The sequence below is a fragment of the Alkalithermobacter paradoxus genome (assembly GCA_002029295.1).
GTDB lineage: Bacteria > Bacillota > Clostridia > Peptostreptococcales > Peptostreptococcaceae > Alkalithermobacter > Alkalithermobacter paradoxus.
In genome coordinates this window covers 295,421-312,168 of the sequence record MZGW01000003.1, presented here as the reverse complement: position 1 = coordinate 312,168, position 16,748 = coordinate 295,421, and the positions used below count along the sequence as shown (strand labels likewise).

General features: G+C 31.6%; 17 protein-coding genes and 1 riboswitch. All 17 genes read left to right on the top strand.

Translation table 11 applies throughout. The features are described from left to right. Positions 1-16 precede the first annotated feature (16 nt). Positions 17-114: riboswitch (SAM riboswitch) on the top strand. 94 nt (positions 115-208) lie between these two features. Continuing rightward, positions 209-1,399, top strand: a complete 1,191-nt coding sequence (gene metK / locus CLOTH_RS06110; RefSeq protein WP_079412173.1) for a methionine adenosyltransferase — start codon at positions 209-211, stop codon at positions 1,397-1,399. An 82-nt stretch (positions 1,400-1,481) separates the two neighbouring features. Further along, entirely contained in the window at positions 1,482-3,710 is a 2,229-nt protein-coding gene (recD2, locus tag CLOTH_RS06105) for an SF1B family DNA helicase RecD2 (protein WP_079412171.1), read from the top strand. A gap of 1 nt (position 3,711) precedes the next feature. Continuing rightward, positions 3,712-4,428: a ComF family protein gene (locus CLOTH_RS06100; RefSeq protein WP_079412169.1), complete on the top strand. Its 717-nt coding sequence runs from the start codon at positions 3,712-3,714 to the stop codon at positions 4,426-4,428. Positions 4,429-4,439: 11 nt separating this feature from the next. After that, a complete protein-coding gene (locus CLOTH_RS06095; protein ID WP_079412167.1) occupies positions 4,440-4,835 on the top strand; it encodes a TIGR03826 family flagellar region protein in 396 nt (131 codons plus the stop codon). A gap of 79 nt (positions 4,836-4,914) precedes the next feature. Beyond that, positions 4,915-5,184, top strand: coding sequence for a flagellar biosynthesis anti-sigma factor FlgM (gene flgM, locus CLOTH_RS06090; RefSeq protein WP_079412165.1), 270 nt, complete (start codon positions 4,915-4,917; stop codon positions 5,182-5,184). 16 nt (positions 5,185-5,200) lie between these two features. After that, positions 5,201-5,686 carry a flagellar protein FlgN gene (locus CLOTH_RS06085; protein ID WP_158080474.1) on the top strand — a complete coding sequence of 162 codons (486 nt, stop codon included), beginning with the start codon at positions 5,201-5,203 and terminating at the stop codon, positions 5,684-5,686. 12 nt (positions 5,687-5,698) lie between these two features. Continuing rightward, complete coding sequence (flgK, locus tag CLOTH_RS06080) at positions 5,699-7,174, top strand: flagellar hook-associated protein FlgK (RefSeq protein WP_079412161.1); 1,476 nt, start codon at positions 5,699-5,701, stop codon at positions 7,172-7,174. Between the two features lie 15 nt (positions 7,175-7,189). Beyond that, complete coding sequence (gene flgL, locus CLOTH_RS06075) at positions 7,190-8,101, top strand: flagellar hook-associated protein FlgL (RefSeq protein ID WP_079412159.1); 912 nt, start codon at positions 7,190-7,192, stop codon at positions 8,099-8,101. Positions 8,102-8,175: 74 nt separating this feature from the next. Beyond that, on the top strand, positions 8,176-8,601 hold the full coding sequence (gene fliW, locus CLOTH_RS06070) for a flagellar assembly protein FliW (RefSeq protein ID WP_079412157.1): 426 nt from the start codon (positions 8,176-8,178) through the stop codon (positions 8,599-8,601). 1 nt (position 8,602) lies between these two features. After that, complete coding sequence (gene csrA / locus CLOTH_RS06065; RefSeq protein ID WP_079412155.1) at positions 8,603-8,824, top strand: carbon storage regulator CsrA; 222 nt, start codon at positions 8,603-8,605, stop codon at positions 8,822-8,824. Between the two features lie 114 nt (positions 8,825-8,938). After that, positions 8,939-9,751 carry a flagellin N-terminal helical domain-containing protein gene (locus tag CLOTH_RS06060; protein WP_079412153.1) on the top strand — a complete coding sequence of 271 codons (813 nt, stop codon included), beginning with the start codon at positions 8,939-8,941 and terminating at the stop codon, positions 9,749-9,751. Positions 9,752-9,949: 198 nt separating this feature from the next. Further along, on the top strand, positions 9,950-10,306 hold the full coding sequence (locus CLOTH_RS06055) for a flagellar protein FlaG (protein ID WP_079412151.1): 357 nt from the start codon (positions 9,950-9,952) through the stop codon (positions 10,304-10,306). 13 nt (positions 10,307-10,319) lie between these two features. Then, positions 10,320-11,903 carry a flagellar filament capping protein FliD gene (gene fliD / locus CLOTH_RS06050; RefSeq protein ID WP_079412149.1) on the top strand — a complete coding sequence of 528 codons (1,584 nt, stop codon included), beginning with the start codon at positions 10,320-10,322 and terminating at the stop codon, positions 11,901-11,903. A 23-nt stretch (positions 11,904-11,926) separates the two neighbouring features. Continuing rightward, positions 11,927-12,307: a flagellar export chaperone FliS gene (gene fliS / locus CLOTH_RS06045; protein WP_079412147.1), complete on the top strand. Its 381-nt coding sequence runs from the start codon at positions 11,927-11,929 to the stop codon at positions 12,305-12,307. Between the two features lie 9 nt (positions 12,308-12,316). Further along, positions 12,317-12,796, top strand: a complete 480-nt coding sequence (locus CLOTH_RS06040) for a flagellar protein FlgN (RefSeq protein ID WP_079412145.1) — start codon at positions 12,317-12,319, stop codon at positions 12,794-12,796. A 646-nt stretch (positions 12,797-13,442) separates the two neighbouring features. Then, complete coding sequence (hpf, locus tag CLOTH_RS06035) at positions 13,443-13,970, top strand: ribosome hibernation-promoting factor, HPF/YfiA family (RefSeq protein ID WP_079412143.1); 528 nt, start codon at positions 13,443-13,445, stop codon at positions 13,968-13,970. Between the two features lie 103 nt (positions 13,971-14,073). Continuing rightward, positions 14,074-16,740, top strand: coding sequence for a preprotein translocase subunit SecA (gene secA / locus CLOTH_RS06030; RefSeq protein ID WP_079412141.1), 2,667 nt, complete (start codon positions 14,074-14,076; stop codon positions 16,738-16,740). Positions 16,741-16,748: the final 8 nt, after the last annotated feature.

The following is a 16,748-nucleotide window of genomic DNA, read 5'->3' as shown; positions in this document are numbered from 1 at the left end:
CTACATAGTTCTTGATGCCTTATCAAGAGAGGTGGAGGGATACGGCCCTATGAAACCCAGCAACCGCCCGTTAGGGTACGGTGCTAATTCCTGCAAAATTTTGCAAGATGAGGATAATTTAAAAAATTAGCCTCTTCTACAAAGAAGTGGCTTTAATTTTGCATAAAAAGGTAATACTAAATGAAGAAATGATAAAGGAGGCAAACAAATGTTAAAAAGATTATTCACTTCAGAATCTGTTACAGAAGGACATCCGGATAAAATCTGTGACCAAATATCTGACTCTATATTAGACGCTATATTAGCAAAAGACCCTCAAGCTAGAGTTGCTTGTGAAACTAGCGTTACTACAGGACTTGTATTAATAGCTGGGGAAATTACAACTAGTGAGTATGTAGATATCCCTAAAGTAGTTAGAAATACAATAGAAGAAATAGGGTACACAAGAGCTAAGTATGGATTTGACTGCGACACTTGTGCTGTACTTACTTCTATAGATGAGCAATCTCCTGATATAGCAATGGGAGTTAATGAAGCTTTAGAAAGCAAAAAAGGAGAAATGAAAGACGAAGTTGAAGCAGTAGGAGCTGGGGACCAAGGTATAATGTTTGGATTCGCTTGTAATGAAACTCCAGAGCTTATGCCACTTCCAATATCATTATCTCACAAATTAGCTAAGAGATTATCAGATGTTAGAAAAAATGGAACATTAGCTTACTTAAGACCAGATGGAAAAACTCAGGTAACTGTAGAGTACCATGATGACAAGCCAGTTAGAGTAGATACTATAGTTATATCAACTCAACATGGACCAGAAGTAGACCATGCTACAATAGAAAGAGATATGATAGAGCACGTTATAAATAAAGTTGTTCCTTCAAATCTATTAGATAAAAATACTAGATTCCTAATCAACCCAACAGGAAGATTCGTTATCGGTGGACCTCAAGGTGATGCAGGACTTACAGGAAGAAAGATAATAGTTGATACTTACGGTGGATATGCAAGACACGGTGGTGGAGCATTCTCTGGAAAAGATCCAACTAAAGTTGATAGATCAGCAGCATACGCAGCTAGATACGTAGCTAAAAATATAGTAGCAGCTGGACTTGCAGACAAGTGTGAGTTAGAACTTGCTTACGCAATAGGAGTTGCAGAGCCTGTATCTATACTAGTTGAAACTTTTGGAACAGGAAAAGTATCAGAAGAGAAATTAGTAGAGCTTGTTAAAAAGCACTTTGACTTAAGACCAGGAGCAATAATCAAAAACTTAGATCTTAGAAGACCTATATACAGACAAACAGCAGCTTACGGACACTTCGGAAGAACTGACATAGATGTTCCTTGGGAAAAAACTGATAAAGCTGAAATATTAAGAAAAGAAGCTTTAGGAGAATAATTTTAAATACCCGATATTTGATATCGGGTATTTTCTGTTTTTTGGTATAATACCTTTATAGGTATTAAACAGAGGTGTATTTATGGAAAACATAAAAGGTATGATAAATGAAATAATATTCAAAAATGAAGATAATGGATACACAGTTGCAACACTTGAAACTAATGATGATGAAATAACTATAGTTGGGTGTTTGCCGACATTATCTATTGGAGAAACTATAAAAGTAAATGGAAAATGGATAAATCATAAAATATATGGGCCTCAATTTGAAGTTGAATCATTCATGATAGATACTCCATCTTCAGTAGATGGAATAATAGCTTATTTATCATCAGGAATGATAAAGGGTATAGGGCCTAAAATAGCAGAAAAAATAGTTCAAAAGTTCGGAGTAGATACTATAGATATAATACAAAGAAGTCCACAGTTGCTAACACAAATAGATGGCATAGGAATAAAAAAAGCAGAGCAAATAGGAGAAAGCTTTGAAAAAGAAAGAGAACTTAGAAATCTAATAATAAACCTAGCATCATTTGGAATAGGGGCTAACTACTGTCTTAGAATATACAAAAGATACAAAAGTAATTCACTTAAAATAGTTAAAGAAAATCCATACAGACTAGCACAAGATATAAGAGGAATAGGATTTAAATTAGCAGATGATATAGCAAAAAAAATTGGAATAAGCCCATATTCAAAAGATAGAATAATGCAAGGAATAATATACACACTAAATCAGAGCCTAGGAGAAGGTCATACATTTCTTCCAAGAAGTAAATTAGTAAGTGAAGCAAGAAAAATATTAGAAATAGAAGAAAATTATATAAAAGATGAAATAACATCACTTGCACTAGACCATCAAATTCAAATAGAAAAAGGATACAGTGAAGAAAATATATACTTACTACCTTACTATATAAGTGAGAATGGAGTATGCAGAAAAATAATACAGCTATCACAGCATGAATTTGAAAAACTAGAGATAGATATAGATGAAGAAATAAAGAAGATAGAAGAAAGTGAGGATATATCACTTGCCAAAAATCAAAAAGATGCAGTTACAAAAGCTCTAGAAAAAGGTGTATTCGTACTAACAGGAGGTCCAGGAACTGGAAAGACAACAACTATAAATACAATAATAAAGCTATTTGAAAATCTAAACATGGAAATACTTCTCGCTGCCCCAACAGGAAGAGCTGCAAAGAGAATGAGCGAAACAACAAATAAAGAAGCAAAGACAATACACAGGCTCTTAGAGATGGGATACTCTCAAGATGATGATGAATTTGTATTTATGAAAAGTGAAGATGACCCACTAGAAGCTGATGTTGTAATAATAGATGAAGTATCTATGGTTGATGTTGTTCTTATGTATAGCTTACTTAAAGCGATAAAAGTAGGAACTAGAGTTATATTAGTTGGAGATAGCGATCAGCTACCTTCAGTTGGTGCAGGTAATGTACTTAGAGATATAATAGATTCACAAATAGTTCCAGTAGTAAAATTAGATGAAATATTTAGACAAGCCAAAGAAAGTATGATAGTAGTAAACGCACACAAAATAAATAAAGGAGAAAGTTTGCTGCTAAATCAAAAAGATAAGGACTTTTATTTTATACAAAGAACTAATAACGAAGATATAGTAAAGGAAATATTACACCTTGTTGATAAAAGACTACCAGAGTATTACAAAGTGAACAAAATTAAAGATATACAGATACTATCTCCTATGAGAAAAGGTGATCTAGGAGTTATAAACTTAAATAATGAACTCCAAAAGGTACTCAATCCAAAGGATAGACTAAAGACTGAGGAGGTTTTTCAAAATAGGATATTTAGAGTAGGCGATAAGGTAATGCAAATAAAAAACAACTATAATAAAAAATGGGAAACTGAAGATGAAAGTGAAAAAGGGGAAGGGATATACAACGGAGATATAGGGTATGTATATTATATAAATAAAGAAGAAAAAACTATACATGTAATATTTGATGAAAGCAAAATTGTAAAATATGAATACAGTGAACTAGATGAGCTTGATCATAGTTTTTGCACAACAATACACAAAAGTCAGGGAAGTGAATTTCCTATTGTTATTATGCCTATGGCATGGGCACCTCCTATGCTACTTACTAGAAATCTCCTTTATACTGGAGTTACAAGGGCAAAAAGACTTGTTGTATTAGTTGGAGATATCAAATATCTAAATTATATGATAAAAAATAATAAGATATATGATAGATACTCTAATCTTAAAGGAAAGCTTTCTATGTTCAGGGATGAAGGGATAATAGAAAAGAGTGAGTGATATGCTAGATATTTTTCTAGATTATATATATCCTAGAAATATTAAGTGCATAGTATGTAAATGTCCTATAGATAAAGGCAATTCTTATTCTCTTTGTAAAGATTGCTTTCGTGAAATAAAATTTATAACAAATAGCTGCTATAGATGTGGAAAGGTTCTTACTGATTTTTATAAAGAAGATTTATGCCCTGTATGTAGTGATAAGGAATACAACTTTGATAGAGGATTTTGTTGCACTGTTTATGATGATAATATACACAAGATAATATATTCTTTTAAGTACGGCGGAAATACTTTCTTGTCATATCCTATAGCACAGATTATGAAAGATAAGATACATTATGAAGGAATATATTTTGATTATATAGTTCCTGTTCCACTCCATAAAAATAGAAAAAATAAGAGAGGATTTAATCAAGCGTTTTTAATATCAAAGAATTTGGGTAAATTTATGGATAAAGAAGTTTTAGATATAGTTATAAGAAATAAAGATACAAGATTTCTTTCTAAACTATCAAAATTTGAAAGAGAAATTGAGCTTAAGGATTCATTCACTATATCTAAAGAAAAATATAAAATAGTATCAAAAGATATATTATTAATTGACGATATATTTACTACAGGTACTACTAGCAGTGAAATTGCAAAAATTTTAAAAAATAACGGAGCAAACAAAGTATATGCATTGTCATTTGCAAGTGGAAGAAATATATATTAAGGAGTGGTTACATGGAGCTTATAAACTGCAGAAAATGTGGAAGGGCATTTGGAAGTGTAAATGGTGAACAGTATTGTTCAAAATGTAGAGATGATGATCATGATGATTTCATAAAAGTTAGAGATTATCTTTATGATAATCCAGGAGCTACAGTCAAGGAAGTTTCAGAAGAAACAGGAGTATCAGAAAAAAAGATACTAAAGTTTCTTAAAGAAGAAAGAATCGAAATAGCAGATGAAGCTAATGCAATTCTTTCTTGTGAAAGGTGCGGAAAAAGCATTAAGAGTGGAAAATATTGCCAAAAATGTAAAACTGAGCTTCAAAAAGAATTATCAAATGCAGCAAAGTCTATAAGTGCATCTAAGAAAGAAAAAGGCATTTATCATATATCAAAAGGTAAAAAATAAATGTAAATATAGGGTAAAGAAAACACTCCTTCGGTCGATAATAATAATATGAAGACTTAATACGAGGAGTGTTTTTTTTATGAAAATAAGTGGAGTAAGTAATATTCAAAACGTTATGAAGGCATATAGCAAAACAAAAGCACAAAGTGTAACAAAACCTCAACAGAAAGAAGACAAAATAGAAATCTCTCAAGTAGGAAAAGACTTTCAAATGGCAATGAATGCTATAAAGGATATACCGGATATTAGATTAGACAAAGTAGAGGAAATAAAAGCGCAAATACAAAGCGGAAACTACTCAGTAGATATAGAAAAGTTAGCACATGCCATCATAAATAACAAAATATAGTTTGGAGATGTTTAATATGCACTCTATAGACCAATTTATAGAAATACTTAATGAGCAGATAATCCTAAATGAAAAGCTTCGTGACCTTTCGAAAGAAAAGAAAGAGGCAATAATAAATAACGATACTAAAAAGCTAAATCACATAGCATCACAGGAGCAAGGTTTAGTAAAGAAAGTTATAACATTTGAAAAGTTAAGAGGAGCGGTAATTTCTAATATAGAAAGAGATCTTAATGTAGATAAAGTAACTAGCATAACAGAAATAGTAGATAAAATAGACAGTGATAAAGCTAATATAATAAAGGAAAAGGGAGATAAGTTAAGAAGTATACTATCAGAGCTAAAAGACATAAATGATCTTAACAATAAGCTTTTAGAACTTTCTATTGAATATCTAGAGCTTAACTTTAATTTATTGACGAGTCAGCCAAAGCCTAAAAATTATAGCAAGAAAGCAAATGAAAGCTCAGCGAGTACAAATTTCTTTGACGCAAAATATTAAGGAGTGAAAAGTATGAGATCCACTTTCTTTGGATTTAATATAGCAAGATCGGGGCTATTTACAGCACAAAGAGCATTAGACGTTGTAGGACACAATATATCAAATGCACAAACACCAGGATATAGTAGGCAAAGGGTAGAACAATCACAGCTTACACCTTTAGCTATTCCTGGTGGAAGAGGTATGTTAGGAGCTGGAGTAGAAGCAAGAGCAGTAACTCAAGTTAGAAATGAATTTTTGGATGTTAAGTATAGAAATGAGAATAATGCATTTGGAGAATGGAAAGCAAGATACGACACTTTATCAGAGATAGAAGCTATAATAAATGAGCCTAGTAATAGTGGTATAAGAAATGTAATGGATGAATTCTTTGGTTCTATACAGGAACTAAGCAAAGACCCATCATCTCTTACAGTAAGAGCATTAGTTAGACAAAGAGGGATAGCTCTTTCTAACACTATAAATCATATGTATAATCAGTTTGAAAAAATGACTAGAGATATGGACTTTGCAATAAGAACAACAGTATCTCAGATAAATAACTATGCAAAGGATATAGCAAAACTTAATGATGCTATATATAGATTTGAGCTTGATGGAAGCAGTGCAAATGACCTTAGAGATCAAAGAAATCTTCTGATAGATGAACTTTCAAAGCTTGTTAAAGTAGAGATGACGGAAATTAAAGATCCTAATTTGTTAAATTCAGGATCAGGGCGAATGAGTATACTCATAAATGGACAAGCACTAGTATCTCACGATAAAGTTGATTTGCTTAATATAGACAATCAAATAGAACATCCTAATGTCCCAGGGCTCTTAATTAGAACTTTAAGATGGGATTCGGGATCAGCTATAAATGTAGATGGCCTTAATGGGCAGCTAAAAGCTCAGCTTGACATGAGAGATAACGAAGATGGAAAAGCTAAAGGAATACCTTATTATATAGAAAAGCTAAATGAATTTACGAAGATATTTGTAGAGCAATTTAATAATCAACACTCTAAGGGATATGGATTAGATGATGCAGGAAGTGGAAATAACTTCTTTGAAATAGGAGATGTACCAGCTAAAAGCATAAAAATATCAAATCTTATAGAGCAAGATCTTGATTATATAGCAGCTGCAAGCTCAAGCTACCCAGATGGAAGGGGTATACCTGGAGATGGATCTAATGCACTTTTACTATCTGAAGTAAGAGATAATCATAATATGTTCGCTTGGGGATCTCCTGACGATTTCTTAAAGTCATTAGTATCAAATCTAGGAGTTGATGCTCAAGAAGCGAGAAGAATGACTGAAAATCAAGAAGTATTACTTTATCAGGTAGATAATCAAAGACAATCTATATCAGGAGTTTCTTTAGATGAAGAAATGGCAAATATGGTTAGATTCCAACATTCATACAATGCAGCTGCAAGAATGATAACTGCAATGGATGAGATGGTAGATGTTATTATAAATAGGTTAGGAAGAGTAGGACTTTAAGGATAGGTGATAAATATGAGAGTTACTAACTCTATGATGATGAATAGAATGATGCTTAATATGAGCAATAACCTAAAGCGTATGGATAGAATTCAAAATGACTTGGCTTCTGGAGTGAGGATTCACAAGCCTTCTGATGATCCTATAGCTGTGTCAAGGTCATTAAAGATAAGAACTGATATATCCCAGAATGATCAGTTCAACAGAAATGTAGGAGATGCACAGTCAATTCTTGAAAAAACAGAGCACTCGCTTAATGAATTAAATAATGTATTACAAAGGATAAGAGAACTTACTGTTCAGGCATCTAATGGAACTATAACGCCTGATGATATGGACAAGATAAAAGCTGAAGTAGTTCAGCTTAAGGAACATATAATAAGGGCAGGTAATGACACTTACGTAGGAAGACACTTATTTTCAGGATTTTCAACAGAGCAGAAGTTACTAAATGAAGATGGAACTGTAAATGTAAATATAGATTATGGAAATTTAAATAATCAGAACATAGAATACCAAATAGGAATATCAGCTAGAGTTAAGGTTAACCTAACAGGAAGTGAAGTATTCGGTGCTATACAAGATGATAATAAGCCAAAGTTAATATCAGATATAGACAAGCTCATAACTAGCCTTGAAAGAGGGAATAATCTAGAGGTATCTAATAGTATACAGGATATAGATGATAATATATCTAATATACTAAGGCTAAGAGGAGATATAGGAGCTAGAATATCTACAATAGAAGTAATAAGAAATAGAATAGAAGATACTAAGATAAATTTCACGAGATTATTATCAGAAACTGAAGATACAGATATAGGAGAATCTATAATGAAAATGAATATGTATGAAAGTGTATATAGAGCATCTCTTGCAATAGGAGCTAGAGTTATCCAGCCTACTCTTATAGATTTTTTAAGATAATAAATTATTCTTTATTCTAAGTAAATCATAAAGCTACCATTATATTGGTAGCTTATTTTGAAGGGGTGTATAAATTGAAAATAAGTACAATTAACTTCGGAGAAATAAATATAAAAGAAGAAGATATAATAACATTTGAAGATGGAATACCTGGATTTGAGAATTTAACCAAATTTGTAATAATAAAAGAAGAAGATATGGTATTTGAGTGGCTACAATCTATAGAAGAAGATGTGACTTTAAGTTTAATAAATCCATTTATAGTAAATCCTCAGTACGACTTTAAGATAAATGAAAACACCGTTAAAAAGCTTAATATACAATCTCACGAAGATATATCTATATACACAGTAGTTACAATACCAGAAGATATAAAACAAATAAGAACAAATCTTCAAGCACCTATAATAATAAACAACAAAGAAAGAAAAGGAAGGCAAATAATCTTAGATGACAACTACCCACTAAGATACAATATATTTCAAAAGGTAGGTGCATAAAATGCTAGTACTAACAAGAAAAAACAATGAAAGTATAATAATAAATGAAAATATAGAAATAACAGTACTAGAAACCTCTGACGGAAAAGTAAAGCTTGGAATAAAGGCACCTAAAGATATAGAAATATTAAGAAGTGAGGTCAAAGAAGCAGTAGAAAGTGAGAACAAAGAAGCAACTACAAAGATAAATATAAATGAATTAAAAAATTTATTCAAAAAATAAAAATTACTATAAAGTATACGAAAATATTATCGATATATATATTGTAAGAGTTACTGGCCAGTAACCACAAAATTAAGGCAAGGATGCCAATAAAAAATCAAGGAGGAAAAAACAATGAGAATTAACAACAACTTAATGGCAATGAACACTCACAGACAATTAGGAATTTCAAACAACAATGCTGCAAAATCAATGGAGAAACTATCTTCAGGATTAAGAATCAATAGTGCAGCAGATGATGCAGCAGGACTTGCTATCTCTGAAAAAATGAGAGGACAAATAAGAGGACTTAATCAAGCTTCTAGAAATGCTCAAGATGGTATATCTTTAATTCAAACAGCTGAAGGAGCTTTAAATGAGTCTCATGCAATTCTTCAAAGAATGAGAGAATTAGCGGTTCAATCTGCTAATGACACTAATACAGACGATGATAGAGCAGAATTACAAAAAGAAGTAGAACAATTAATTGAAGAACTTGATAGAATTGGAGAAAATACAGAGTTTAATACTCAAAAGCTACTAGATGGATCATTTACAGGGAAACAAATTCATATCGGGGCTAATGAAGGTCAAGCATTAGAAATTGAAATTCAAGATATGACAGCTAGTGGATTAAGTGTTGATACTGTTGATATATCTAATCAAGCTGGAGCAGATACTGCAATAACAACACTTGATGATGCTATAAAGACATTATCAGCTGAAAGGTCTCAGTTAGGTGCATGGCAAAATAGATTAGAGCATACAATCAAGAACTTAGATAATGCTTCTGAGAACCTTCAAGCAGCAGAATCTAGAATTAGAGACGTTGATATGGCTAAAGAAATGATGAACTTAAGTAAGAACAATATACTTCAACAAGCTGCTCAAGCTATGCTAGCTCAAGCTAATCAAGCTCCACAAGGAGTACTTCAGTTATTAAGATAAGTGACACTCTAAATCTATGATTTAGGTAGTGGAACCTACTCAGCGAACGAGAGAGAGTTGAGTATCCTTAAACTGAATATAGTAATAAAATCATATAGAGTCAGAGAATTTTCTCTGGCTCTTTTGTTATATGTAAATATAAACTATCCCAAAACTTTGCCGATAAACTAAATAGAAAAATATACAAGGAGGATTAATATGAGAATAGATTCTTCACCTATAAACAATATGATTCCAAATAACCAAGATACAACTCAAGTTAAGGTATCAAATGAAAAAGTAGATGTGTCAAAAGAAATAAAAAACAAAGAAGAAAATGTATCTTTCCCAGCCGAAAGAAAACTGATAGAAGCAATAGAAAAATCAAATAAAGAACTTATAGGAATGGATACAAGTCTTAAATTCTCAATACATGAAAAAACAAAACAAATAACAGTGAAAGTTATAGACAATAAAACAGAAGAAGTTATAAGAGAAATTCCATCAGAGAAGGTATTAGATATGATATCTGATATAATGGAAAAGACGGGAATATTTATCGATAAGAAAGTATAAGGAGTGATATAATTTGAGAATAGGGGGCCTAGCTTCTGGAATAGATACAGAATCAGTTATAAAACAGTTGATGGATGCCGAAAGGATAAAGCTTAATAAGTTCAATCAAAGTAGACAGATTAAGCTTTGGACTCAGGAGGCATATAACAATGTGAATAAGAGTATAGCAAACTTTATAGTAGATAGCAGACAAAGCTTTGGGGTAAGTTCACTTACAAGCTCTACAAACAATTTCACTTGGATCAAAAGAGCTATATCTTCTGATGAAAGTGTATTTGGTGCTACTGCAACTACTTCAGCTATGAATGGAACTCATACTATAAGAGTAAAAAGCCTAGCTGGTGGAGTGAATGTTGCAAGTGTAGGAGCTATTCAAGCTAGAGGAGAGAATAAGACTTTAAGTGAATTAGGTCTTGGAGATATAGGTGAATTTAGTATAAATATAAATGGAGAAGAAATAACTTTAAATTCAGATTTTAGAATGTCTGATGTTGTTAGGGCTATAAATGACAAGTCCTCTACTACAAAGGTTAGGGCGAGTTACGATTCTAACATAGGGAGATTATTTTTATCTACTACTAATACTGGATCTAATTCTAAGATAAATATAAGTAATGATGATAATAATTTATTTGTTGGAAATGATACTTTGTTTAAATTAAATATGCAAAATGACCCTGATATGTATAAAGGAGTAGATGCTGTAATAGACTTTAATGGTGCAGAAAATATTACTTACAGCACTAATCAGTTCAGAATAAATGGTATAAATATAGATTTAAAGTCTGCAAGCCCAGGAGAGGTTCATACTATAAGAATCGATACAGATGTTAATGGGGTATATGACAAGATAAAGTCTTTTGTTGATAAGTACAATGAACTTGTTGATAGTCTTAATAAGACTGTTACAGAAAAAAGATACAGGGATTACAAGCCTCTTTTAGATGAAGAAAGAAAAGCACTAGATCAGGATACTATAAAGCTTTGGGAAGAGAAGGCTAAATCTGGCCTTTTAAGAGGCGATGAAGTTATAAATAGGATATTAAACTCAACAAGATCAGGGCTTTATGAGAGTGTATATAGTGGTGGAGATAATAGATTATCTGGATTTTCACACTTAACTGAAATAGGTATAACTACAGGAAATTATCAAGATAGAGGAAAGCTTACTATAGATGAAGAAAAGCTAAAGAAAGCAATTCAAGATGATATAGATGGAGTTATAAATTTATTATTTAAGACGTCAAATGCATCTGATCCATCTCAAAAGAGAAAAGAAACTGGTACTATAAATAGGCTTTATGATGATTTAATAGATGGTATGAAAGGAATTATAGATAGATCAGGTACTGGTGATAATGCATCTTTATATAGAAGTGTTAGGGCGAATATTCTTATAGACTTTGTTACTAAAAGAGGATCTATAAGTTTGTTAGATAGAGATGTAACTGGTATAGATAGACAAATAGATCAAGAAAATAGTAGACTTGCTAGAATAGAAGACTCTTACTGGAGAAGATTTACTGCCCTTGAGAAAGCTATGGCTAAGATGTCAGAGCAAAGTGGATGGCTTATGGCTCAAATGGGTGGAATGTAATAATTATTTAGGGGGTAGATTGTATGGCACTTAATAATCCATATGCAACTTATAAAAATCAATCAGTTAATACAGCAACAGCAGAAGACCTTACTTTAAAGCTTTATGAGGGATGTATAAAATTCATAAATTTAGCCATCATAGGCATAGATCAAAAAAATATAGAACTAAGTAATACTAATATAATAAAAGCTCAAAATATAATAAATGAGCTTAATATAACTCTCAATATGGACTATGAGATATCTAAGAATTTAAGAGCTTTATATGATTATCTAAATAGAAGATTAGTTGAAGCAAATATAAGTAAGGACAAAGATATATTAGAAGAAGTAAAGGAATTTGTGGTTGAATTTAGAGATACTTGGAAACAAGCTATGATTATTGCTCGTAAAGGAAAGTAGGTATTTTTTATGAATACAAGTGATTGCATAGAGAAGTTAATAGAGCTAAGTGAAAAAAAATATATCTTGCTTGTAGAAATGTATGAAATAACAAAAAGACAAAGAGAATATATAAAAGAAAAAGATGACAATGCACTTCTTGATAGTATAGAAAAAAAGCAATCTAGAATAGATGATATAAATGAACTTGATAAAGAGTTTTATGAAATATATTCAAATATAAAAAAGTCTTTAGGAGTAAATTCTATAGAAGAAATTAGCATAAATAATTACCCTAGCTTAAAGAATCTAAAAAACAAAGTAAGCGAGATAATGAGTGTATTAGGAAAGATTGACATTATAGACAATGAAAATAAAGAAAAGGCTAATGAAGAGCTTAATAAAGTAAAAAATGATATAAAGTCATTAAGAAGCAATGTAAGGGCAAATAAAGGATATAATGCTGGATACAAAGATGTACAAGGTATATTTATAGATAATAAAAAATAGAATTGAAATTTGAGTTTTTTTGTGATAAAATACAGAAATGCAGCTATAGGTCTGTGGTTGAAAGTTCATGCCAGTCGCAGGCGAAAGAATCCACGTAAGTTAATCCAAAAGGGGATTGACGATCATGGTGCGGCTTAGAAGTAAGTCCTGCCGACATTAAAGTCGAGAGAGTTAGTAGTACGGCAATCCCAAGCGAACCCTCCAGCAGGCGAGTGTGGGGTCAAAGACCAGGTCAGCTATAGCTAAAAAAGAGCATCCATTGGGTGCTCTTTTTTTATGTAGAAATTTGTAGATTAATGTCAGTGTGATCGACGGCATATATCAAGTTCTCAACATAACAATCCACAGAAAGAGCATTGAAATATAGGTTATTCACAAAGTTATGCACATTATCCACAGAAAACTATACACATTATCCACTGAATAAAAGATAAAGTTATTACAAAATTATAAAAATATAAAAAATATGTAGTATTTTGCGAATGCTAGAAAATTATATTTGAGTTTCCTTTATGTGAATATAATGGCTTTTAGTGTTATATATGTGTTAAATAAAAATGTTTTAATAATTTTTACTTGGGTAAAATATAAATAAGTAATATTGAAAAAGTTTTTAATGTTTTTAAAATCGAAAGGGGATGAAGTAATGGATATAAAGATAGTAGGGAAAAATATAGACCTAACAGAGGGAATAAAGACTTCAATTCAAGATAAATTAGGAAAACTTGGGAAGTATTTTACCAATGAAGTTGAAATAAGAGCTACTGTAAGAGCAAAAAAGGCAAGACAAACTATAGAAGTTACTGTTATTCCTATAAGTGGAAGTATACTTAGAGCTGAGCAAAGTGAAGAAAACTTATACGCAGCTATAGATGGAGTTGTCGATAAATTAAGTAGACAACTTAGAAAATATAAAACAAGACTTATAGATAAAGGACATCAAAGTATAAGATTTGAGAATATAAGTGATGAGCCGGAAGTTAAAGATGATAATGATATTAGAATAATGAGGAGAAAGAAATTCGGATTTAAGCCAATGAGTGAAGAAGAAGCTATACTTCAAATGGAACTTTTAGGTCATAATTTCTTCGTATTTACAAATGCTGAAACTGATGAATTAGCTATAGTATATAAGCGTAAAGAAGGAGATTATGGTATAATAGAGCCTGAATAATATCAAAATATTTAGAGTGGATATTTTATTCCACTCTTTATTTTTTATGTGATAAAATATATACTATACAAAATATATAAAATGAACAAAGTGAGGTAAAGTTATGGGATTTTTAGATATGATATTTGGGGGTCAACAAAAAGAAATAAATAAGTTAAATAAAATTGTTGATAAAATAGAAGCTCTAGAGCATAAGTTTGAAGCTATGAGCGATAAAGAATTAAAAAATATGACAAATGTACTTAAGGAAAGGTTAAACGGTGGAGAAACACTTGATGATATACTTGTAGACGCTTTTGCCACTGTTCGTGAAGCTTCAAAGAGAGTTTTAGGAATGAGACACTACAAGGTTCAGCTTCTTGGAGGTATAGTTCTTCATCAAGGAAGAATAGCAGAGATGAAAACAGGTGAAGGAAAGACATTAGTTGCAACATCTCCTGTTTATTTAAATGCTTTAACTGGAAAAGGAGTTCATGTAATTACAGTTAATGATTATCTAGCAAAACGTGATAAAGAATGGATGGGAAAACTTTACGAGTTTCTGGGACTTTCTGTTGGTGTTATAGTTCATGGACAGACACCAGAAGAAAGAAGACATGCTTACAATTGCGACATAACTTACGGAACTAATAATGAATTTGGATTTGATTATTTAAGAGATAACATGGTTATATACAAAGAACAGATGGTTCAAAGACCACTTAATTATTCTATAGTGGATGAGGTTGACTCTATTTTAATAGATGAAGCTAGAACACCTCTTATAATATCTGGGCAAGGAGATAAGTCAACTAATCTTTACTCCCAAGCAGATACTTTTGTTAGAACACTAAAAAATGAAGAGCATTACACAATAGATGAAAAAGCAAATTCAGTTTCATTAACTGAAGAAGGAACTCATAGAGCTGAGGCTTTCTTTGAAGTTGATAATATAACTGATATATCTAATATAGAGATATTCCATCATATAAATCAAGCACTTAAAGCTCATGCACGTATGAAGAAAGATGTAGATTATGTTGTTAAAGATGGAGAAATAGTTATCGTAGATGAGTTTACAGGAAGACTTATGTTTGGTAGAAGATATTCTGATGGACTTCACCAAGCTATAGAAGCAAAAGAAGGACTTAAAGTACAAAGAGAGTCTAAGACACTAGCTACAATAACATTCCAAAACTACTTTAGAATGTACGAAAAAATAGCTGGTATGACGGGAACTGCTAAGACTGAGGAAGAAGAATTTAAGGCTATATATGGAATGGATGTAATTCAAATACCTACTAATAAGCCTATACAAAGACAAGATATGCCAGATGCTATATATAAGACTGTAAAAGGAAAGTTTAATGCAGTTATAAATGAAATAGAAGAAAGACACAAAACCGGCCAACCTATACTTGTAGGTACTATATCTATAGAAAGCTCAGAACTTATAGGTGCTATGCTAAAAAGAAGAGGCATTCCTCATCAGATACTGAATGCAAAACATCATGAAAAAGAAGCAGAAATAGTAGCTCAAGCAGGTAGACTTAAAGCTGTAACAATAGCTACTAATATGGCTGGTCGTGGAACAGATATAATCTTAGGTGGTAACCCAGAGTTTTTAGCAAAGAGAGAACTAAAGAAAAAAGGATACAGTGATTATGCTATATCTTTAGTTACATCTCACTTAGATGTAGAAGATGAAGAAGTTAAAAATGCAAGAGAAGAATATGCAAGACTTTACGAAAAGATAAAAAGAGAGACAGATGAGGAGCAAAGAAAGGTAGTAGAAGCTGGAGGACTTTGCATACTGGGAACTGAAAGACATGAATCAAGAAGGATAGACAATCAGTTAAGAGGACGTGCTGGTCGTCAAGGAGACCCTGGTGTATCTAGATTCTACATAAGTCTTGAAGATGATCTTATGAGATTATTTGGAAGTGAAAGAATTATGGGAGTCATAGAAAAGCTAGGAATGGATGAAGATACTCCTATAGAACATAAGATGCTTTCAAAATCTATAGAAGGTGCTCAAAAGAAAGTGGAAAGCAAAAACTTTGCTGCTAGAAAGCATGTTCTTCAATATGATGATGTTATGAACAAGCAAAGAAGCATTATATATGCTGAAAGAAAAAGCGTTCTTGAAGGTGAGAACATAAAAGATCATATTACATCTATGATGGAACAAATAGTTAAAAGATCTGTTGAGATATATACAGCTAATGGAAAATATCCAGAGGAATGGGATCTTAAAGGACTTAAAGAACATCTTTATTCAATATATCTTCCTAAAGGATCTATCGATTTTGGAAATGTAGAAGAATTAGATAAAGAAAAGATAGAAAAGATAATCCTAGATCTTTCTTATTCTTTATATAATAAAAAAGAAGAAGAAATAGGATTTGATAGAATGAGAGAGATAGAAAGAATAATTCTTCTTCAGGTAGTTGATACTAAGTGGATGGATCATATAGATGCTATGGATCAGCTTCGTCAGGGAATAGGCCTTAGAGCTATAGGACAGGAAGATCCTGTAAGAGCATATCAGTTTGAAGGATTTGATATGTTCGAAGAAATGATTAACTCTATTCAAGAAGAAACAGTAAGATATTTACTAAATCTTACTATTGAAGAAAGAGTAGAAAGAAAGCAAGTAATAGACATAGACAATCTATCAGAGGGTGAAAATGTAAAGAAAACAGTAGTAAAGCAAGATAGATTAGGAAGAAATGAACTTTGCACTTGTGGAAGTGGTAAGAAGTACAAAAAGTGTTGTGGAAAAGAGTAGGTGATAAG

What these genes read in the sequence shown, in the direction of transcription:
- CLOTH_RS06085 (WP_158080474.1), top strand. Translation starts at nt 5,201, where the DNA reads ATGCACTCTATAGACCAATTTATAGAAATACTTAATGAGCAGATAATC.
- CLOTH_RS06100 (WP_079412169.1), top strand. Translation starts at nt 3,712, where the DNA reads ATGCTAGATATTTTTCTAGATTATATATATCCTAGAAATATTAAGTGC.
- fliS (WP_079412147.1), top strand. Translation starts at nt 11,927, where the DNA reads ATGGCACTTAATAATCCATATGCAACTTATAAAAATCAATCAGTTAAT.
- csrA (WP_079412155.1), top strand. Translation starts at nt 8,603, where the DNA reads ATGCTAGTACTAACAAGAAAAAACAATGAAAGTATAATAATAAATGAA.
- recD2 (WP_079412171.1), top strand. Translation starts at nt 1,482, where the DNA reads ATGGAAAACATAAAAGGTATGATAAATGAAATAATATTCAAAAATGAA.
- flgL (WP_079412159.1), top strand. Translation starts at nt 7,190, where the DNA reads ATGAGAGTTACTAACTCTATGATGATGAATAGAATGATGCTTAATATG.
- secA (WP_079412141.1), top strand. Translation starts at nt 14,074, where the DNA reads ATGGGATTTTTAGATATGATATTTGGGGGTCAACAAAAAGAAATAAAT.
- hpf (WP_079412143.1), top strand. Translation starts at nt 13,443, where the DNA reads ATGGATATAAAGATAGTAGGGAAAAATATAGACCTAACAGAGGGAATA.
- CLOTH_RS06055 (WP_079412151.1), top strand. Translation starts at nt 9,950, where the DNA reads ATGAGAATAGATTCTTCACCTATAAACAATATGATTCCAAATAACCAA.
- flgK (WP_079412161.1), top strand. Translation starts at nt 5,699, where the DNA reads ATGAGATCCACTTTCTTTGGATTTAATATAGCAAGATCGGGGCTATTT.
- metK (WP_079412173.1), top strand. Translation starts at nt 209, where the DNA reads ATGTTAAAAAGATTATTCACTTCAGAATCTGTTACAGAAGGACATCCG.
- CLOTH_RS06060 (WP_079412153.1), top strand. Translation starts at nt 8,939, where the DNA reads ATGAGAATTAACAACAACTTAATGGCAATGAACACTCACAGACAATTA.
- flgM (WP_079412165.1), top strand. Translation starts at nt 4,915, where the DNA reads ATGAAAATAAGTGGAGTAAGTAATATTCAAAACGTTATGAAGGCATAT.
- CLOTH_RS06095 (WP_079412167.1), top strand. Translation starts at nt 4,440, where the DNA reads ATGGAGCTTATAAACTGCAGAAAATGTGGAAGGGCATTTGGAAGTGTA.
- CLOTH_RS06040 (WP_079412145.1), top strand. Translation starts at nt 12,317, where the DNA reads ATGAATACAAGTGATTGCATAGAGAAGTTAATAGAGCTAAGTGAAAAA.